The 21,980-nt window shown below is 40.8% G+C and carries 13 protein-coding genes; all 13 read right to left on the reverse strand.

Annotated elements, in window-relative coordinates; genetic code table 11:
* Window positions 1–54 precede the first annotated feature (54 nt).
* Window positions 55–1,701, reverse strand: coding sequence for an AMP-binding protein (locus BACINT_RS07290; RefSeq protein ID WP_007661868.1), 1,647 nt, complete (start codon window positions 1,699–1,701; stop codon window positions 55–57).
* A gap of 104 nt (window positions 1,702–1,805) precedes the next feature.
* A complete protein-coding gene (locus BACINT_RS07295; protein WP_007661869.1) occupies window positions 1,806–2,381 on the reverse strand; it encodes a helix-turn-helix domain-containing protein in 576 nt (191 codons plus the stop codon).
* Between the two features lie 411 nt (window positions 2,382–2,792).
* A complete protein-coding gene (locus tag BACINT_RS07300) occupies window positions 2,793–4,088 on the reverse strand; it encodes an acetylxylan esterase (RefSeq protein WP_007661870.1) in 1,296 nt (431 codons plus the stop codon).
* Window positions 4,089–4,111: 23 nt separating this feature from the next.
* Window positions 4,112–5,020: a glycerophosphodiester phosphodiesterase family protein gene (locus BACINT_RS07305; RefSeq protein WP_007661871.1), complete on the reverse strand. Its 909-nt coding sequence runs from the start codon at window positions 5,018–5,020 to the stop codon at window positions 4,112–4,114.
* An 85-nt stretch (window positions 5,021–5,105) separates the two neighbouring features.
* A complete protein-coding gene (locus BACINT_RS07310; protein ID WP_007661872.1) occupies window positions 5,106–7,586 on the reverse strand; it encodes a glycoside hydrolase family 95 protein in 2,481 nt (826 codons plus the stop codon).
* A gap of 14 nt (window positions 7,587–7,600) precedes the next feature.
* Window positions 7,601–9,853 (reverse strand): glycoside hydrolase family 97 catalytic domain-containing protein, encoded by a 2,253-nt coding sequence (locus BACINT_RS07315; RefSeq protein ID WP_007661873.1) that lies wholly within the window; start codon window positions 9,851–9,853, stop codon window positions 7,601–7,603.
* A 19-nt stretch (window positions 9,854–9,872) separates the two neighbouring features.
* A complete protein-coding gene (locus BACINT_RS07320; RefSeq protein WP_232288751.1) occupies window positions 9,873–12,044 on the reverse strand; it encodes a glycoside hydrolase family 31 protein in 2,172 nt (723 codons plus the stop codon).
* A 52-nt stretch (window positions 12,045–12,096) separates the two neighbouring features.
* Complete coding sequence (locus tag BACINT_RS07325) at window positions 12,097–12,792, reverse strand: DUF4998 domain-containing protein (RefSeq protein ID WP_157448649.1); 696 nt, start codon at window positions 12,790–12,792, stop codon at window positions 12,097–12,099.
* A 5-nt stretch (window positions 12,793–12,797) separates the two neighbouring features.
* On the reverse strand, window positions 12,798–14,018 hold the full coding sequence (locus BACINT_RS07330) for a DUF5000 domain-containing lipoprotein (protein ID WP_007661883.1): 1,221 nt from the start codon (window positions 14,016–14,018) through the stop codon (window positions 12,798–12,800).
* A gap of 24 nt (window positions 14,019–14,042) precedes the next feature.
* Entirely contained in the window at window positions 14,043–15,938 is a 1,896-nt protein-coding gene (locus BACINT_RS07335) for a RagB/SusD family nutrient uptake outer membrane protein (protein ID WP_007661884.1), read from the reverse strand.
* Between the two features lie 15 nt (window positions 15,939–15,953).
* Complete coding sequence (locus BACINT_RS07340; RefSeq protein WP_007661890.1) at window positions 15,954–19,409, reverse strand: TonB-dependent receptor; 3,456 nt, start codon at window positions 19,407–19,409, stop codon at window positions 15,954–15,956.
* Between the two features lie 184 nt (window positions 19,410–19,593).
* Window positions 19,594–20,808, reverse strand: coding sequence for a FecR family protein (locus BACINT_RS07345; RefSeq protein ID WP_007661892.1), 1,215 nt, complete (start codon window positions 20,806–20,808; stop codon window positions 19,594–19,596).
* 80 nt (window positions 20,809–20,888) lie between these two features.
* Window positions 20,889–21,494 carry an RNA polymerase sigma factor gene (locus tag BACINT_RS07350; RefSeq protein WP_007661895.1) on the reverse strand — a complete coding sequence of 202 codons (606 nt, stop codon included), beginning with the start codon at window positions 21,492–21,494 and terminating at the stop codon, window positions 20,889–20,891.
* Window positions 21,495–21,980 lie beyond the last annotated feature (486 nt).

Consider the following 21,980-nt stretch of genomic DNA (forward strand, 5'->3'; position numbering starts at 1 on the left):
ATAAAAAACAGGCTGCACTATTAAGTTGCAGCCTGTTTCTTTATGTTGAATTTTTTAGATTATCTCGATTCCTTGTTCCTTGCAAAGTTGTAATCCTACATCTTTCAATTTGAACTTCTGTATCTTACCACTTCCCGTCATCGGGAATTCGTCAATGAAGAATACATATTTCGGTATCTTGTAACGCGAGATCTTGCCTGTGCAGAAGTCGCGTACATCCGATTCGTGTATATCTGCCCCTTCCTTCAGTATGATGAAAGCACCTACTTCTTCACCATATTTTTTTGATGGAATTCCGGCAACTTGTACGTCCTTCACGCCTTCCAGTTTATAAAGGAATTCTTCTATTTCACGTGGGTAGATATTCTCGCCACCACGGATAATCATATCTTTGATGCGTCCCGTGATACGATAGTTACCATCTTCATCTTTTACTCCGAGGTCACCGGAATGGAGGAAGCCGTTCTTATCAATGACTTCGGCCGTGGCTTGCGGATTCTTGTAGTACCCTTTCATATTGTTATAGCCCCGGTTACACATTTCACCTTGTACACCTACCGGGCATTCTTCTCCGGTTTCAGGATCGATAACCATGACTTCGGTATGTTCAAAATCATGTCCTACAGTATTGCAACGCACATCGAATGGGTCGTCAATGCGTGAGGCTGTCATACCCGGCGATGTTTCTGTCAAACCATATACACTCGTAACTTTCATATACATCTTTTCTTCCACCTGTTTCATCAGTTCCACAGGGCAGAGCGAACCTGCCATGATGCCTGTGCGCAGGCTGGACATATCGAACATATCGAACATGGGATGATGCAACTCGGCAATAAACATGGTGGGCACACCGTATAGAGCTGTGCAGCGTTCTTTATGTATAGAGGCAAGAACTACTAGCGGGTTGAAGCGCTCTACCATGACTTCCGTGCAACCGTGAGTCAGACAGTTCATTGTGGCAAGCACTACACCGAAACAGTGGAACAGAGGTACACAGACACATAGTTTGTCATTGGCTGTGAACTTCATATGCTCTCCCGTCAGATAACCATTATTGGTAATGTTATAGTGGGTGAGCATAACTCCTTTCGGAAAACCGGTGGTACCTGATGTGTATTGCATATTTACCACATCATGGCAGGTTACCTGACTTTTCAGATTATTCAGACATTCGTCTTCCACATTGTTACCCAGTAGGAGAATTTCAGCCGTATTGTACATACCACGATGTTTCTCCTGGCCTACGTAAACAACGTTGCGCATGTGTGGGAAACGTTTGCTTTTCAGGTGTCCGCGTTCGCAGTTTTTCAATTCCGGCAGCATGGTATATGTCATTTGCACGAAGTCGCTGTCCTTTTCACCGTTCACGATGCAGAGGGTATGCATATCTGAATTTTCGCACAAGTATTCCAGTTCGGCTTGTTTGTAATTGGTGTTTACGGTTACATAGACGGCACCGATTTTGGCACAGGCATACAGTAGCGTAAGCCAGTCGGGGACGTTGGCAGCCCATATACCTACATGGGTTCCGCGTTCTACACCAATAGAGATTAGTCCTTTCGCCATGTCGTCTACCCGTCGGTTGAACTGGCTCCAGGTGAAGCGCAGGTTGCGGTCGGAATAAACAATGTATTCTTTATCGGGCGTAGTCTCTGCCCAGTGCTCCAGCCATTGGCCGAGTGTTCTTTCGTAAAGCATAAATGAAGTGATAATATTATAAAAGTGATAGGATGGTAAGATGGTATGGTGATAAGATTAGAATAGTAATCCTATCATTCTACCATCTTACCATCCTACCATCCTTAAATGGGTGTATAGATTACTGCAAGAATTTTTGCTGCTTTGCCTTCGTAAGCATGCACGTGGTGCGGAACGATGGAGTCATAATAGATGCTGTCTCCTTCTTCAAGCAAGTATGTATTTTTGCCATAACTGATTTCCATAATACCTTCCATAACCATAATAAACTCTTCACCTTCGTGTGAGGAGAGTACGAAATCGCTGTCTTCCGTAGCGGCTACGTCGATGATGAAAGGTTCCATGTGGCGGTCTGCTTTCGACTTGGACAGGGAATGATATTCCATGTGCTTGCGGCTCTGGATAGCATTGTTAGAGAAACTAATGGTGTCCTTGGATTCCGTTTTGCGGCAGATAGCAGGACCCGTTTCGTCCTGGTCGTCAAGGAAAGTTCCCAAGCGTACACCTAGTACGCGGGCTATCTTGATGAGTGGAGCCAGTGATGGCAAGTCAATGTTATTTTCAATGCGTTCAATCTGTTCTACGGCTAAACCGGAACGTTCGGCCAACTGCTCAATGCTGATTGACTGGCTTTCACGGAGCGACTTGATTTTTTCTCCGACAATCTTGCTTGTATCCATAATTGATAATGTTTTTCGCCTATTAGGTTATAAATTGTATTGTTAAGGCACAAAAATAAAACAAACTTTTACTTGGTGCAACAATCCGTGCGGAAAAGTTTTCATCTGTGAGAAGAAAGAGAAGGGATTTGTCATTATTGGCTTTTGTTCTTTTTCTCTTTTGATTTTTACCTTCTTCGCGTTTTCTTCGCTTCTATAGTGGAAAGAAAATAGCGAAGTTGGTACGAGGAAGGTACGAAGAGGGTATGACGCAAGTATAGTTTAAGTGTGATGTAGTTTCGATTGGTCTGTTTTTCAGATTGAAAAAATATATTTCCAGTTTAATACGATGTTAGGGCTGACTTATCCAGCCAGCCCTAAAAAGAAAACAGTCTCAAATCCTCGTAAAATTAATACCTATGCATAATTTCTTTATTGATTAACCTGAAGATGAGTATAGATCCAAGCTTTTGCTTTAGGCCATAATTCCGGATAACTAAAATGTCCGGCCTCCTCCATTATTTCTAATACTTTTGGGGCTGTAATCGTGTTATATGCTGAATACATAGAAGTGGGCGGGCATGTCATATCGTTATATCCCAGATAATAGAATCCTGGAACTTTTATTTTACGGGCAAAGTTTACGACATCATAGTAAGGTGTATTTTTGGTTTTTTGTTTCAAGATCTCCGGACTCTCTGTTGAATTCCGGAAGAGGTGAGGCCAACCCCCGGCCCGACCATGTACATAGCCGTTTAAATCACAGAGGGCCGGGTAGAAGGAAACCAAACCTTTTATGCGCGGATCTAAAGCAGCAGTAACAATAGCTAATGCACCGCCTTGACTGCCTCCATACACGATCAGATTTTCTCCATCGAATTCATCCATTGAAAAAATATAGTCTGCTGCACGGACACATCCTATATAAACCCGTTTAAAATAAATTTCATCCCTATTGTCCCAATTCATATATTGATATTGGTTCAATCCTCCATATAGTAAATTATTATAGATGACCGGATCCATCGTGACAGGGACTCCATGAATTCCTATTTCAAGTGTAATCAGGCCGTCTTCTGCTTCTACAATCATCCCATTGTAAGGACGTATCCCTGCGCCCGGTACGCGTAGTACTGCTGGATATTTACCTGGTGCCTTAGGAATGCACAGTATGCCATAAAGCCGGCTTCCTATACGGTAATTCTGTATATTAACTTCATACACATTAACCTTTCCTGTACATCTTTCCGGGAGTAAACGTAGCCGTGAATCGATGGGTATTTTGGAGTTTTCTGATTTCGCTTTCTCCCAAAAAGCTTCAAAGTCAGTAGGCAAAGTAGTGGTGGGCTTTATGTCCTCGGGTGCAAATGCGGCTGTTGCATATCCGCTGTATGTCTTATCTTCGTGTTTAGTCCATACCCGGCAACGCATAAATCCAGGGATATTCATGGTGCTTCCATTAATTGTTAGTTCTCCGTTTTTTAATTTCACACTTTCTTTTTTCAGTGGAGGCATCATGTCATACGAAAGTTCGTAATAGGCATCTGCATTTTGCAACGGAATATTGTTCTTTGTTATCCTGATATTGAACTTTACGGTTTCTCCCGGTTTATACAGCCAGTCTGTATGGTCGGGAGAAACAAATACTTTTATCATCTGCTCTTTTGGCTGAGACCATAAGGTGATTACGATAAAAAGTAAACTGATGGTGGATAGTAATTTTTTCATTTTTTTGATGGGATTATTATGTACTACATATTTTTGTTTTTCAGATATTTAATTAAAAATTCCGGTACATCCGTCTGGATGATACGTGCATTTAATGTATCGATCAGGTATCCGTATTCTTTGTCGGGATCTCTCAAACCCATATCGTCATCATGTCCACCGGACATTGTATCCCACAATGTGTTGTACCAGATAAGACAGTTCCCTTTTAACCGTTTGCCCATTTCTTTGGGTAATGTATTTGTATCGGATACATAGGAGAACTCAAAAGCAAGCGGAGGATATTTTTTCATGTAATCTTCAATCATTTGCTGTGCATTGGCTTTATCCAGATTAATCACAGGCATAAAAATAACTTTGTCCAGGTATTTACCAAATTCTTTTTTTACCTGTTCCACAGGCTGACTACCTTTCATGATGATCTGTTTGGTCGTTCCTGTTTTTTTCAATAACTCATATACTTCATCAAACAAGGGGTAGGCTTTGTCCAGGTTTATCATAATCTTATCTTTTGCCAGGAGTAATGCCTCTTCCAATGTTGGTACGGTATGCCTTGTATGTATGCCTAAACCATTTCTTAGTTTCAGCTTTTTGACATCATCCAAAGTCTGATCGCTTATTTTACCATGTCCCGTAGTTGTTCTGTCCAATGTGTTATCGTGCATAAGTATGAGATGCCCGTCTTTGGTTTTTTGGATGTCGATTTCTACCACATCACATCCCATTTTGATGACGTTCTCAATGGCAGCCAATGAATTCTCCGGTGCATACCGCCAATCTCCCCGATGGGCGACTACCAATACAGAATTATTATTGGGATTCAGTAATTCGTCCCGTATTTCGTCTACTTTGCTTTTGTTCTGAGCTGTAATCTCATATTGAAAGGACAAACAAAACAGACAGATAATAGCGATAATGTGTTTTCTTTTCATAGATTCTTTGTTTTATAATGAAACGATTTTAAATTAAAATAATTGTTCTACAGATTATAATATATTAATTGTAGATGTAGCTACTTTATTGGCAATAGAAAATATATTCTTCTCCAGGTTGAGTCAATAAATCATATTCGATCGTATCGGGTATCTTCGAAGAGGCTAATACGACTTCTGAGGATATGATTGGAGGAGGGGTTTCATATACCTTGTAGTAAGGGTTAGGATTGTCGCCTTGAGCCTTTACTAAATTTGCCTCACCGACAACTTGTAACGGAGTGGAGGTGCGTATCCTCAGGTTACCTCCTAAGTTAGACTTTATTTTTATAGTCTTTACCTGTCCGTTTTTCCATTCAATGTCTGTTAAGAAACCACCCCTTGCTTTTAATCCTTGGATTATACCATTTCTCCAAGCGCTAGGGAGTGCCGGAAGTATGTGGAGAGCTCCATCATGGCTTTGTAACAACATTTCGGCTATACCGGCCGTACACCCGAAATTACCATCAATCTGAAAAGGAGGATGCGCGTCCAGTAGATTAGGATAAGTTCCTCCACCGTCATATTCCGTATTTTTATCTCCGGTTAATCGCAGTTGTTCTGTTATGAGCTTATATGCTCTGTCACCATCCATGAAACGGGCCCATAGACAAACTTTCCATCCCATTGACCATCCTGTAGATGCGTCTCCTCTGTGATTTAAAGAGTTACGTGCAGCATTGAATAAATCAGGTGTCCTGTACGGTGAAATCTGGTTTCCGGGAAATAATCCATATAAGTGTGAGATATGGCGGTGCTTGTCATTAGGATCATCCAAATCATGCATCCATTCCTGTAGCTGACTGTAACGACCTATTTGCATTGGAGGTATCCGTGTACGGATTTGTCTTAAAGTATCAGCGAAATGCTGATCTCTTTCTAATATTTCAGTTGCGGATATGAGATTAGAAAATAGTTCGAACATTAGTTGATTATCCATTGTAACTCCGGCAGTATTTGTAAGTTTATTCTTTTTGTCGAAAGTATTTTCCGGAGAGCTGGATGGGGCAATAACCAGCCAATGGTGTTCCGGTTCTTCAACTGCAAAATCAAGTAAGAAAAGGGCGGCTCCCTTCATAATGGGATAGACCTCTTCCAAATATGTCTTGTCGCCGGAGTAGAGAAAATGTTCCCATAGATGTCTTGACAGCCAGGCGCCACAGGTAGGCCACATTCCTGGGCCGGATCTGTCTACAGCACCGGTAGTTCGCCATAGGTCGGTATTGTGATGTAACATCCAGCCCCGGGCTCCATACATGATTTTGGCAGTATGTCCACCTGTCACAGCCAGTTCTTTGATCATTTGTATTAAAGGTTCATGTAATTCGCTGAGATTGGTGATTTCTGTCGGCCAATAGTTCATTTCCAGATTGATATTGGTGGTGTATTTGCTATCCCAGGCAGGTTTCATCCTCTCATTCCATATTCCTTGTAAGTTTGCCGGTTGTGTTCCGGGTTGTGAACAAGAAATTAACAGATAACGTCCGAATTGGAAATAAAGTGCTGCCAAATTCGGGTCTTTGCCTTGAGCGAATTCGGCGATACGAACATCTGTTGTCTTTTGAATTGCTTCAGTGACATCTAGTTTGAATTTCACCCGATTGAAGTAATCTCTATAGTAGTCCATATGGTCTGTTTTCAGTTTTGCATAATCTTTTTGAGTTGCATGCTGAAGATATGATTTCACCTTTTGATCCGGATTACCACTCAGATTAGCATAATTTACAAAATTTGTTGCTATGGAGACGTAAATTGTTACGGCATCAGCATTGGATACGGTTATTCTGGAGGCTTCCGTTTTCATTTGCCCTTTCTCTGGTACGATTTTTACCAAAGTGCTAAATGATATTTTGCCCTCTAAACCTTCGTGCCCTTCCGTAGAACCTTGTAGCGAAAGGCCGTTTTCTAATGTTATTGTCTGGCTTTTTTGAGGGCTATTCAACTCTGCCGAAAAAACAATTTTACCTTTCCGGGATGCGGTCAGGTGTATTACGATAACTTGATCGGTGAATGACGTAAATATTTCCCGTTGATATTCGACATCATTGACTGTATAGCGTGTTTTGGCTATGGCGGATTCTATATCCAGTTCACGGTAGTAGTTTTTTGCCGTTTCATGTCCCGGGAAGGTGAGGTTGAGGTCTCCTACAGGTTGGTAGATCATTCCGTGGTTCGTTTTTGATATGACTTTCTCATCTACCAGTTTCTGTGCTTCTTTGTATTTACCCTGAAAAATAAGTTTCCTGATATCAGGAATTGCATTTAGAGCATCTGGGTTCGAGTTACTGTTTGGTTCTCCTGTCCAGACCGTTTCTTCATTCAATTGTATCTTTTCTTTCGTGATACCACCGAATACCATAGCACCGATGCGTCCGTTTCCTATAGGTAAGGCTTCTTCCCATTTTTCTGCCGGTTGATCATACCACAGTCGCCAGATTGTTGTATCCGGATTGTTCTGACAGGACAAAAGAGAGGTTATACAATAGGAGAGTAAAATGATGTTGGCTATTCTTTTGTAATTTTTCATTTGAAAATATATTGTTATTTTACGATAAGTAATTTTTCATCAACAAAGCTTTCTGCCCGTGCCTTGAGTATATATGTTCCTGCTTGCAAAGGCATTGCTATGGAAGTGGTTAATCCTGTTGCCTGGGTCTTTTTCAGACTGATTCCACAGAGGTCATAGACCTCTATGGTGGCTTTGTTTAATAACTCTTGTCCGATATCCAGTTTCACGGATATTGTTTCACCGGTATTCGATGGGTTGGGATAAGCATTCATTTTCATGGAACTCTTTTCCGATACTAATTGGTGGGTGTGGACACCTTCGGTGGTTATGACAAAACCTCCATAAGCTTTTACCGGTATAGATAGTTGATTTGTAATATCTTCATCTTTGACGATAAAACGTCCTTTTTCTTTTCCATCTGTTATGATCCTTATTCTTTTATCTTTAGGTAGAAAGGACAAATCCATCTGCATTTCCCGTTCTTTGTTCATACCGTTGATTCCTCCGATATACCAGTTATCAGCTTTTCTTCTGGCTATGATAACATAGTCTCCTGGATAACCATCAACCAATTTGGTTTCATCCCATGCTACCGGTATCTTCTCAAGAAACGTTCGGGCTTCTGCTTGTAATCCTGCATAGACGCTTCGGTTGTCGGCGAAGTTTTGTATGCCGGATTCAAAAATGACGGAGAGCGCCAGTTGATGTCCGTAGGTGGTAATGTTTTGAGATTCTACTCCGTTATATATCTTATTGGAAAAAGTGACAGGGGTATAATCCATTGAACCTACTACATTCCGGGTAAAAGGAATCGTTGCATTATGCTCCGGAGCTTTGTTGCAGGCATTCTGATTCGTGAAACTTTCAGCTCCTTTTACAGCTTCAGTGGTCATTAGGTTAGGATAAGTTCGTTCCAGCCCGCGGGGCAGAGTAGCCCCATGAAAATTTACCATAATTTTTCGTTGCGCTGTCTCTTCCAGGAAAGTTTTATACATCTGTATAATTCCTTGTTTGTCGGTATCGAAGAAGTCAATTTTGACACCTTTTACTCCCCAGGATTGTATTTTATCCAATTCAGCATTTCTGCTTTTCGGATCGGACATCAGATTCCATATGTCGATGGTCTCGGTTGGTTTGCCGGCACCGGAGTGATACCATAACCAGATTCCTATATTCTTATTTTGAGCATATTGCATGATATAGTTCAATTCGTTCTCTGCCATCCGATGCCATCCTGCATCCAGCAATATATATTCCCAGCCCATACTGGCAGCAAAATTGATATATTCTATTTGTTTCAGGTATTCGTAAGTGGAGGGAGCATCCGACCACCAACTCCATGCAGAGCGTCCGGGTTTAATCCAGTCTGTTTCTGTAATGACACATGGAGGATTCAGGTTTTGTATAATGTTTGTTTCTACTATATTCGATAGCTGATCACCTATGATGACTACTCTCCAGGGAGTGGACCATGGTAGTGTCGATATAGGTTCGGGATCATCTTCTATGATGGCTTCATCTTTCTCTGCAAATGCTACCGTATACAAGCCACTTTCGTCATTCTTTATATGTGTGGCGCAATAGGTACCGTCCAGGGTTGCTTCTGTTATCATTATCCAATGCCCGTTGGTGTTAAACAATAAGGGATATGCCCAGCCTTGTTTGTAAGGAGAATAACTTCCGATAGCTATACCACTTCTGCAATACTGCTCATAACTTGGCTTTAACCGAGAATTCCAATCGTACGGATGTATCCAGGCTTTTCCCTCAGTTGGCAGTTTGAAACCTGTACTTTCTTTAATTACTTTATGGGATTTGGAATTGTTTTCAGGGAAATGATAACGAAAAGCAATTCCATCGTTGTAAGCCCTCAGAATGAGTTCGACCACTTTGCCATTAGAATTCCTGAATTGATAGATTTGTTCGTTTGCCAGATTATGGCAGAGCGATCTTTTCCCGGATTTTAATTCATATTCTTCATCGATAAGGCTAACCTCATTTTGGGAACAGAATTGAAGACCCGAAGAAAACTTTTCATCTTCTCTGTCAATACCTAAAGGGGAGGGCAGCAATATTTGTTTGCCATTATTGACTACATAATATAAGAGTTTGCCGAATTCTTTATCTAAGGAAAGCACAAACTCTATTTGGCTGTCGGGAGATAATAGTTTCCATTCGGATGATTTTTCTAATATGGCTTCATGCACGGTATTCTTTGCTATGCCCTTATATTGGAAGATGGAGCATATTAGAATAGTGAAGATAAATATAAATTGCTTTTTCATAAGTTTCTATTTTTTGTAGTTACTTTGTTTCTTCGGAAGACATGAACCGAAACCTATAGTCGCTGAATGACCATACTTTTGAGTTTTCCGGGATGATGACAATACCTCTCTTTCCACCTTTTGTGTCAGTATCTACTTTTAATGATATCCAGGTACATTCTCCTTTTTCATAATTGTATGTTTCCCCATCATCATCGTACAGATTGTAGTTGGACGTTTTCTCTCCATAGTGCCGTATTTCCAATGGATATTGCCTGTTCTCCAATTCCGTAATAGCTGGCCATAAAGGAATGATACCACCATCTTTTACGTATACCGGTATCCTGTCTAACCCGGGGCTTACTGTGATAATTTCTCCTTCACCAGCCAACTTGCCGGTATAGAAATCATACCATTTGCCTTTTGGAAGTATGACACGGCGTTCGGTTTCTCCGGTAAAAAGGGGCGCTACCAATAAATATTCACCGACCATGAATTGGTCTTTGGCCTCTTTCTTCAATGCCATTGCATAGGGATTTGCAGTTGCATCAAGTTTACCTTCTTCCAGCTTACTTTCTTCCTGATAACCTTCTTCCAGGTTCATGGCGCGTACAGGCGGTATTCCCTTAAAAGCATAATTGGCAAAAGTTGTGTATAAATAAGGTATCAGTTGCATCCTTAGTTTGGCAATATCATTAACTTGTTGTGTCACTTCAGGAAAGCTCCAGGGCTTGGTACCATCTGCCCAGGCATCGAGCATGGCAATAGGTGAGAAACAGACGGTCTGCATCCTTCTTAACCATTCTTCTGCGGTTTGGGAGGCTCTGACTTCCGGTGTCCATAAAATACCTATGAAAGAGCTGTTTATTAGGGCAGTGATAAAATCTTTGTGATTGTAATAATCATTATAGATTACATATGGGAAGGAGGAGGTGCCTGCATTACCGGATCTCACCAGCCCATAAGTACGTTTATTTTGTTTATGATACATTCGGACGGTTATATTTTGTAAAAGTGATCCGTATATTTGCCGGATTTGTTCGGCTGCATTTCCGGATGGGAAAGTTGCCACATCAGGCCATAGCCAATAGTCGTAGCCATCATTTTCATCTAGTTTGTAACCACTGACACCTATATCCAGTTGATTTTTCTTGAAATGATTATCAGCGATTTGTTGTGCCTCAGGCAGGGTGTAATCAGGTACGATACCACACCAGACAGAATGAGAGGCTGTATAGGGTTCCATTTTCTCATAAAGTTCTGTTGCGGGCGATATATATGGATTAATCCATACATTGGTTTTAATATGCTTGTCATTTAGATTTTTAACGAAACCAGCCGGATCGGGAAAGCGTGTGGTGTCCCATTCGTAAGAGCAAGGGTAAGCGTGTGACATCCATCCGGGTTCTAAGCCGATAACAGTTAGTGGAAATTCTCTTTTTTTGAATTCTTCTACTTCCGACATTACCTGTTTATCAGAATATAGAGTGGGAGTACGGTGCCAAAAGCCTAATCCCCAACGGGGAGGGAGTGCTCCTCCTCCGTTGTAGAGATTAAACCGTTGTACAGCTTCCAACATAGTCGGTCCTGCAAACAATAAAATTTCGACTCCTTCTGCCGGTATCAGAAATTCCATATTGTCCGAATAAGGACGGCTGCTCCAGCGAGGGTCGGTATTTCTGTCACGGGCAATTGGCGGATTCTTACTGTCTTTACGTACACCTGTTCCAATCCATGCGTCAATGTAACGTGCAGAATTAATCAAGGCTCCGTATCCTTTGGACGATACAAAGAAGGGAACCGGAGCTTGTGTTCTTCCGTCGTCCCGTCCGCTATAGTGGTCGGTATGTAGCCTCATTACGCGTCCCCGTTGTTCAACGGTTTTGAAGTTCAACCCCAAACCGAAAATCTTTTCATCTTTTTCCAGTGGAAAGCGGATGTAGGTTTTCCCATCGATAATTTTGAATTCTATTGCTTCTGCTGCAACAGGAGAAGCAGCTTTTCCTATCTTTCGGATTGCCTCGTCCCGTGGAGTAATATCCAATTCACTCAATAGATTGACTATCTCCGGTTTTCCTGCTGATATTTTCCATATTCCTGCATTTATCTGTTCAATCTTGACTGTTGTATCCGAAGAATTACAGGCTGTGATCGTAAAGAACAGGTAGAATAAAAAACAAGAACTCATTATCATTTTTACTATTCGAGTCATAATATGAATTGAGGTTTGGGGTTGCATATTCAGTTATTCAGTTTCATGTAAATCAGGGGAACTCATATCCTTTAGGCAAGGCATCAATAATATCGAGTCCATTGGCTGGCAGATGAGATGAAACTACTTCCAGAATTTCACCGGAGCGGATACCGGATAATGTGGTTTCCATTTCGGTATTTTCTATTCGCAGCTTTTTCTCTGTCGGGTTGTCGGGATCAGAGAAATCCAGGTACTTTATGGTCGTATATTGGATAGTCTGGTCTTCTATAGGATACCAAGAAACTTTTGTACTGTTACCGGAAATATCGGATATGTCTTCAACACTTCTGTTACGAAGAGTCTGAATAAGTTTATCTCCATATATTTCGACGGATTGCTCTACGTATAGTGATTGGTGACCATCATCGTCTTTTGTTGCGAATTCAAAAATATATGTTCCCTCCGGCAAATTCACTATTGTTTCCATAGGAAGCTTTCCGGCAGTAGTACGGTTCACTTGTACGATGGTGGAATCATTTCTTTCATTCCAGTAAAGGACTACCTTGGTTACGCGTGGATCGGAATTGATCTCCCAAGTAAACCTTACGCGGTTATTTCCGGGATATGTTTTTAATGAATCGATAACCCCGGTATAAATAATTTCCCCTTTTTTAAGGTATTCTTCATGCAGACAATTCATGTCGTCACATGCTATAAGGGAAATAAATGAATAAATTAAGACGGTAATTTTGATTATTGCTTTCATATCTGTCATTCATTTATGTCGTTAATTCTGTCATCTCCATAGAATGTAATCTCGCTAATGTGCAGCGCATTGCTTCCTGACCAATTGCTTTTCATTGCAAAACGTACATACCGTACCCTCTGTTTTTCAATGGGTACCATAAATTCAAATCCTGCTTCGGCGTAGGCTATATCTTCGTTTGTGACAGACGGGTTATCCTCTCCCGAAGGCTTGAATGTTTCATAATCGCCTAAAAGTTCCCAGTCGTTTTTCCATTCTTCAGACCAGTAATTTTCCTGCATCCCTTTTTTATAGTTGCGGCTTCCCCATACTTCGAACGTCTTGATGTTATGATTCTTATAGACGTTGTTACCTAAACGGTGCCATAACTTAAATCGGCTTAGTGTAGCTTCTACTCCCAGGTCGATGGTAAAGTATAGCGGTATTTTCTGGTTAGGGTCGTTTTGCTTCGTATGCCAGCCATTGTTTCCGACAACGCCATCAAATAATTTTGAGAATAGCCAGCCGGAACTATAGTCTGTATTATTATCTACAGGCAATACTTCTCTCTTATGCTTAGATTTGTCTAATTCTTTCTCGAAAAGTGGAGTGAATGCCGCTTTCAGGGTATCGGATATATTTCCCCATTTGTCTGTGATGGTAAAAGCGAATATCCGTTCGGATGAGTCATAACCGCGGAAAGAGTAACTACCATCTTTCTGGTTAGTATAGAACGTTTCTCCTTCTTCAAAGATGCCTTTTTCGTTTGTGGCATAAATAGTGAAGCCTATTTCTACTTTATTCTCATTATTCCAGGTGATATTAATGCCGCCAAAATCGGCTTTGAGCCCCATTGAAGTAAAGATATTGTGGATAGGAGGGATACCCGGTGTGAAAGATGCTTTTACAGGGGTAGATGTGTTCTCACTATGGTCGACGGTATATAAGGTGATATCCACCGGATTGGTGTTGCCAAGTCCTTCTATTATCATGTAATTATTATATACAGAAGCACGGGTGATACGTCTTTCACCTTGAAATAAATATTCTCCTTTTACATAAGAGATATCCGTTTCTTGCGGTAGTTCGTAGCTGATTTTGGCTCCACCGGGAAGACTTTCAACTGACACATTGCTAATGGGTTGAGGCGGAATATTATCTGTTGGAGTCTGCCCGATCTTTTCTTCATCACAAGATGTAATGCTGACTATTAGAAGGGCCATTATTGTAAAAAATATCTTTTTCATACTATTATATTTTAGTTTTTATTGTTACCAGCCAGGGTTTTGTACTAAGTTTGAATTATTGATGAGAGTACTGACTTTTATAGGCCACAGATAATCTTTCATGGTGAAAATACGGGTATTCATATAAGTTGAAACTGTATAATACGTGTCAGTTGTTTCACCCTTATAATCCCATCCCTGTATGGGCTCATTCAGATATTTCAGGGCTTTCTTCCATCTTCTCAGGTCATAAAAACGTTGACCTTCAAAGGCTAATTCGATCAGTCTTTCCTGGTGAATGATCTCACGCATACCTTCTTGCGTAGAGGGCTTGTCGGGTTTTGCCGATTTTTTCCACGATTCTACCACTCCTTTCAGGCCTGCTCTTTCGCGCACTTTGTCAATCCATTTATAAACTTCTTCATCAGGAGTGGATTTTGCTTCATTCAAAGCCTCTGCATATAACAGGTATAAACCGGACATTCGTATGATGGGGAAAGAATAACGTTTGCCCGAATAAGTGGAGGTGGTAGCTGTTCCGGTTACGGTTTCCGCATTAATCAGTTTCTTTATAAAGTAGCCGGTAGGAATGTATTCGCCACTTCCCCTGAAGCCTGCTATCTCCGATTTGCGCACTTGCAGATACCAGAAGTTGAGTTCTTCTGTCTGGCCGGAACCTTCGAAGATGCCGCGGTCGAATCCTAGTGAGGCATAAAAACGGGGCTCCCTATTGAAATTCAGTTTAGCCGTGGTTTCACCTGTTTTTATGTAGAACATGTGGTCGACTCCTGCTTCTTGTGTTTTATATCTATTCTGATAATCCCATGCCGGATCTTCATCGATAGGAATGCCGTTTTGAGTATAGAATTGCTCCGCTATTTTTAGGGAGGCGCAGAGTTCATTTCCCTTATTACCTAAATTGCCCAGTACAAGATGTGGCATGGCAAGCAACTGTAGAGAGGAAACGTCTTGTGTGGAGGGCCATACAATCTCTTTATTGAATTTTTCGGTAACAGCACCTCGTAATTCAAAACTCAATTTAGTTTGATCTGACATAGTACGGGGGGGTATGTATTCGTAGAAGCCGTGTCCGGCAGCTTCGCACGTTTCAATGGCTTCTTTTATTGCTGTAGCGGCACGTTCCCATTTTGTATTGTCTTTCTCTGCCGGAACCAGCTGGACACCTCTTTTATCTTTGAAATTGAGGTAATCGGGATTGCCATTGAATAGAGGACTTGCAGCCCAAACCAGCACTTCTGCTTTTGTAGCCAGGGCAATTGGTCTTGTTATTCGTCCGGCGTCTGTAATCATGCTTTCTATTTTGTCAGGAAGACCTGCTGCGGCTTCATCTATCAATTCAACAATATAATTGACCACATCGTCAATCGGATCTCTATATACGCGTACTTCATCTACCGATGCTGATACGGGTAGATTTTCGCGGATAATGGGTATCGGCCCGTACAACCGCATAAGGAAGAAATGATAGTATGCTTTAAGGAACTTCACTTCGGAGGTCCACAGTTGTTTTTCATACTCTTCCATATCTCTGGGTTTATGAATATTCTCAATAAAAATGTTGCAGTCACGGATTCCTATAAACAGGTTGGTACCGTTGTATCTACCATCCCAGAAATTGAGATATGGGTCATTAGAGTTCTGGTAGCCAAGGGCTATTTTGGTAGCTGCTATGTCTGCAAACAAAGCTTGGTTGGTGTTCCACCAGATTTCATCTCCTCCTACCATGGCCGGGGAAACCCAGGGATGTCCGGGAATAGGAAGATAACTGTAACAGGTAAATAAATACTTTTCGGCTGAGGTTCTGTTCGTGAAAGCATTCTCCATGGTTGCCACATCGTTTGGAACGATGTCTAAATAATCGACACAACTTGTCACAAATGTTATGCAAACAAGTAAAAATATGGATTTAATGTATTTCATAATATGTTGTTATTTTTAGAATTCAATGTTTATACCGAAATTGAATACACGCTGCAAAGGATAGGAGAAACCATTCCCGGCCATTTCAGGATCCCACATCTTGAACTTAGAGAAAACAAGTAAGTTACTCCCGGTTGCGTAGAGTCTGACATTTTGCAGTGATATCGGGCGAATCCACTTTTGTGGCAATGAATAGCCTATTTCGACTGATTTGAGACGTAGGAATGAGCCGTCCCGCATAAACCATGTACTGGTCTGCTGGTTATTTTCATTTGCTACATTAGACAGGCGCGGCCAAAGGGCGAAGATGTCTCTGTTGTCTTCAGACCAATGACTGTCAGCCCAGTATTTTAGCAATGCCCTTTGGTTGTTTCCTCCTAATGAACTATCGCTAACGAACGGTGCTGTAGCTGTAGGATCTATCCAGAAAGAAGAGCGGGCTGAACCTTGGAAGAAGAATGAGAAATCGAAGTTTTTGTATCCGGTTGTTAATCCGAAGCCGTAAATGATTTCAGGGGTTGTAGGATAGCCGATAGGTACTTGGTCATTTTCGTCAATCTTCATATCTCCATTGATATCTTTATATTTGATATCTCCGGCTCCGTATTCTCCGAACATTTGCTTGGGAGAGTTCTTAACTTCTTCGTCATCGAGGAAAAGCCGTTCGGCAACATATCCCCAGCGTTGTGAGAGTTTTTGGTCTATACGTGATCTCCAAGGTGTCTGCACATAATCCGGTTCTTCATAAACCAGATATTTACTGGTTGCGTAAGTGAAGTTGCCGCTGAATATTGCCCAAAAGTTTTTGGTGAAACTTTTGTTATAATCGACGGACAGGTCTATTCCATGTCCTTTGGCTTCACCTATGTTGGCTTGCGGCTGAGCTTGCAGCCCCATAGTAGGCGGAATGTCCTGGCGGATTTGAAGGATGTTTGTTCTTTTCTCCGTGAAGTAATCGAACTGAACTTCCAGGCTGTTCCACAATCCTAATTCAAAACCTAAGTTCATTTTTCTGCTGACTTCCCATGTTATGTTGGAATCCGCATATCTTGAAATGGATATGCCATTCCGCGTATAGTTGAAGTCTTCTCCGAATGTAAATCCTTTACCGGAGTCGTTCATGTTTACTTGTGATAGATAAAAGAAACGGTCACTTTCCTCCCCGATATTATCATTTCCTACCAGACCATATGTTGCTTTCAGTTTGAGTTTACTGATAAACTTCTGATATGGCTCCATGAATTTTTCATTGCTGACTACCCACCCTAACCCGGCAGACGGGAAGAAGCCGAAACGTTCGTTCTTGGCAAACCGTTCAGAACCATTATATCCGAAATTCATTTCAAGAAAATAACGTTTGTCATATCCGTATGTGAAGCGTCCTGCCAATCCGATGTTTCTATACGGTAAAGATAACTGTAGATTATTGGCATTGCCATCCAGGTATTCACGCATTGTATAAACCATCAGTCCGGATACATTGTGTTTATCGGCAAACTCCCTGTTATACTGGATGGCACCTTCAAAGTACATGGTACTGTTTAATGTTTGAGGCTGTTTATTGTAGTCCAGATAATCTGTGCCACCGTCCGGATTAAGCGGAATCAACGTATAGTCATTGAGATTTGTTGTATTGGCTATCTGATAATAGAAAGGTTTGAAAGAGTGATTCACTTTTAATAAAGAATACCGGCTGACGTTAAACAAACCTCTGGCTGATAATCCTTTGGTGATAAAATCGAGATTTTGTTTTAGTTCAAACTGTGCGAACATATTTGAGCGGTCTCTCGTGGTGTATCCTTTTACCATTTCGGCATAGGGATTCAGGTAATCACCGGTATCGTAATTTCCAAAAAGGATGTGTTTGGTATATTCGTTAGCCTGGTCGGCCGGGTAGAAAGGCTGAAACAGCACCGGGTTGGCATGCATAGCTTTCTTGTATAATGCCGAACCGCCGTCTAGGGGGCCTGAGTAATCTTCAAAAGAACCATATAAGCGGACAATAGCTTCGGTCGTTTTAGTCAGGTTTACGTTTACATTGGCACGTAACAGATATTTGTCAATGCTGATATTGTTATTAAAATTGTTTCGTTTGTCCTCTTTAAGGATACCGTTATCTTTTGAGTAAGAGGCAGCGATATAATAGCGGGCTACTTTTCCGCCTCCGCTGATATTCAGGTTATATCTCTGATTGAAGGTATGGTTTTTAAATAACATATCTTGCCAGTCTATTGCCGGGTAACGCAAAGGGTCAAGTCCACGCTCGGTATTCATGATCTTTGCTGTCGAATAGGGCAGGGCAGCCATGGCGTCGCGTGTACGTACAGCTTCGTTGTGCAATCGCATGTAGGTGACGGGATCGGCTAATTTGATATGTTCGGTAGGTGTAGAATAAGAACCTTCCAAACGCAATTGTACGTGCACTTTGCCTTCTTTCCCTTCTTTGGTTGTAACCAGAATTACTCCGTTTGCTCCGCGGGCACCATATAGTGCTGTAGCATTTGCGTCTTTCATGATTGAAAAGCTGGCAATGTCATCAGTGGTCAGCCGGGAGAGTTCATCACTTGTCATTTCTACTCCATCGATTAATATGAGCGGGTTGGCTCTGCTTGACTTTCCGAATGTCGTTACGCCGCGGATGAAGAAGTCTGCATTGTCCTGTCCCGGTTCGCCGGTGCGTTGGTAAGAAATCAAACCGGCAATACGTCCGGCAAAGGAAGTGGTCAGGTTGCTGGAAGGTACTTTCAGGTCTGATGGCTTGATTGTGGAAACAGAGGCGATTACACTTTCTTTTCTCTGTTTCGCAAAGGCGACTACGGTGACTTCGTCCAGCAAGTCGGCTTTTTCTTTCAGTTTAATTGTGATATCATTTTGGTTTCCTACGGTGATGGTTTGCGATTCCATTCCTAAAAACTGAACGATGATTTTATCTGTAGGGGTTACTTCTATGGAAAAAGAGCCGTCTATGTCTGTTGTGACTCCGCGTGTACTGCCTTCGATGGTAATGGTTGCTCCGGGCAAGGGACTTTCAAGGTTATCCACTACCTTCCCTTTCAGCATTTTCTTTGCCGGAACGACAGTTTGCTCTTTATTCTGTTCTGCAACTACTTTTCTTTTTGAAATAACAATCTGCCGTTCATGGATTGAGTAAGTATTATCGGTATGCTCAAATAGCTTATCCAGAATGTTCTCGATTGTTTCATTCTTTACATTGATATTTATTTTCCTTTTCAGGTCGATATTCTTATCGTAATAAAAGAAAATGTATTTGCTTTTATTCTCTAATTCCTTGAGGACATCTTTCAATGTACAGTTAGTCATATTGATTGAAAGATTGGAGGATTGCAGATTGACCTTTTCTGTACCATATGTACCGATCGTTGTGCACAATAACAATGCGAATAGTTTTATAAACAGAGGAAGCCGGATGTTTCTAATCTCTTTTATAAATGTGCTTTCAATGAATGCCATGTATATATTGATTTTAAAGTTAAACTGTTGTTTCTTGTAAATACTTGATTGTATGAAAAGGCAAACACATAGTATAGGTATGCCTGGTTTTATAAGGTATATTTCATAGGCTATATGGATATAAGTGATTAATTAGGGATTACTTAAATCGCGATCTATATTTCTCAAGTAGTACTTCTTTGTATTATTCTTGCCTGTAAGAAACCGAATAGACATTTTTGTCCGTTGCATAGCGGATAGGGGCGGTATTTATCAATGCATCGAGAACTTTGTTCAGATCATCTTTTAAATCTAGCTTTCCGCTGCACCGTATCATTTCGATTTCTTTTTTATGGTATTTGATCTCTTTTCCATAATACCGACTCAATCTGTCTAAAATGGATGGAAGCTGTTCGCTTTCGAAGATGTACCATCCTTCTACCCAGGAAATGTACTGTGTAATGTCAGTCTGTTCGATATTTATTTGCCCATTCTTATATTGGAACAGGTCATTGGGAGTCAGAGCGGCCAATTTCTTTTTGTCCGAGATAATTTCAACACTTCCTTCGACTAAGGCTACGGCCTGCCGGTCGTCCTCTTCGTAGGCGGTTATATTGAAAGTAGTTCCCAATACTTTAATATCTATTTTGTTTGTTTTCACAATGAAAGGACGGCTTTTGTCCGGACTGACTTGCAGGTATGCTTCTCCGTCTATATATATTTCCCTCTGTTTGGCCTCGAATTGTTCCGGATATACTACACGACTGCCGGAATTTACCCAAAGCACAGTACCGTCGGAGAACGTCAGGGTAGAACGCCTTCCCTTGGGTACAATTAACTGGTTGATTTTATGGAGTAGCGCAACATCTTTCTCCTTTTGCGGGGTTGCACTGTTTTCCTGTTTGAGCTTTTTGTCGTTGATGTGGATATTTCCTTTTTGGTCATATTGTATATCTATCTTTTTATTGTTTATTGAGATGTACTCGTTGTTTGCTAATACTAACTGTACATCGCTGACTACTGAATCAGGCTTTATGGATTGGGCAATCATGAACAACTCGTTATTTTCTTTATTTCTTTCCCAGACATAAAAAATGCTACTGGCTATCAGTAATGCAAACGAGGCGGCAATGATTAACTTATATAATGGTTTTGCCTTATGGGAAATAGACATTCTGTTTGTATTTTCTATCCGTTCCCATACCTCTGAAAGTTCAGATGAGGACATTCTTCTTTTTCTCACTTGCATGCTCCGTAGAAAGTATATGGCTGTCATCATCTCTTCTTTGTCGATGATTCCGTCGGTTACTTGTATTTCCCAGAACAGTTCGGTTTCTTCCGTTGGGTGCAGTATGGAGTTGATAAAGAAATCATCTTCCAATAATTGTTCTGCTTTATAGTTTGTATAATTGGTTTTCATGTAAATATCCTTTATAGATGGTTTGCTGTATTAACGGGCTCGTTTGTAGTTTATACTCAATTTTGAGAGAAAATAATACTCTATAAGATAAGAAAGCTGATGAGAATGAGCTGGATAATAATTGATAAGTAGACTTTTGATTCAGCGAAGGTTTCTCGTAGCTTTTTTATCGATCGTTGAATGAGATTGAGTATAGACTGATAGTTCATTTGCATAATCTCACCAATTTCATCGTAAGTCAGATTTTTCATATATTTGTAGTATAGAACTTCCTTTTGGCGTGGAGTCAGTGATTCTAACATTTGACGGATTTTTCTTGATTGATAGTGCAGTTCTTCCTGGCGGATTATTTTATCTTCAATCGTATACTCCGGTGAGAAAACAGGCTCAATGGTATCGTTGTGGAACAGCTCTTTCTTTTTGTCGAAAACATCGAACAGATAGTTTTTCATGGCCTTGAGGAGATACAGCCTGATATTATCGACTTGTGAGAGTTTCTTCCGGTTACGGTGTATTTTTACAAATACATCGTGCAGGCAGTCTTTTACCAACTCACTGTTAGCAGTGAAGAGCATACCATACGAATACATATCTTGCGCATATAATTTATATATGTACAGATAGGCTTTCTCGTCACCTTCAAGGAACTGATTCCACAAAGCGAAATCTTCTTCTTGTTTCATCATAGAATTAATTAAGATTACCTTATAATGAATATAAGCATTGTATTTCTTTGCGTATATAACGGGACGTTTTTTGAAATATACTCATTTAGAGGAAGAAATGCAAAAAAAAGATCAGGAACTTATAATAAAAGGAGGGATGAACTTGCAGATATCCGATTTGATAATGAAAAGTTTCGCGTCCGGATAAAAAGAGACTGTATCTTCTTCATGTCTCTCTTGTTTCTATAAGAAGGAAGAAGAGAGCGAAGAAGGAGCGATTTATCATTTTGACAATTTGTATTTTCTGTTGGCTGAGAGTGTGTTATATCCGTCCAGCAACCTCTACGCACCAAAGCAAGCAAACGAAAAGCCGCAAATGACAGGCTGATAGTATAATATCGAAATGTTTACATTTTTTTTAGGTTGAAATATCTACGCCAAAGCACACTTATAAGTCTTCGTCATGAAGCAAACAAGTGTTTTGTCTGTAAGTAGTAAGTCTTTTAC

The sequence above is a fragment of the Bacteroides intestinalis DSM 17393 genome (assembly GCF_000172175.1).
Lineage (GTDB): Bacteria > Bacteroidota > Bacteroidia > Bacteroidales > Bacteroidaceae > Bacteroides > Bacteroides intestinalis.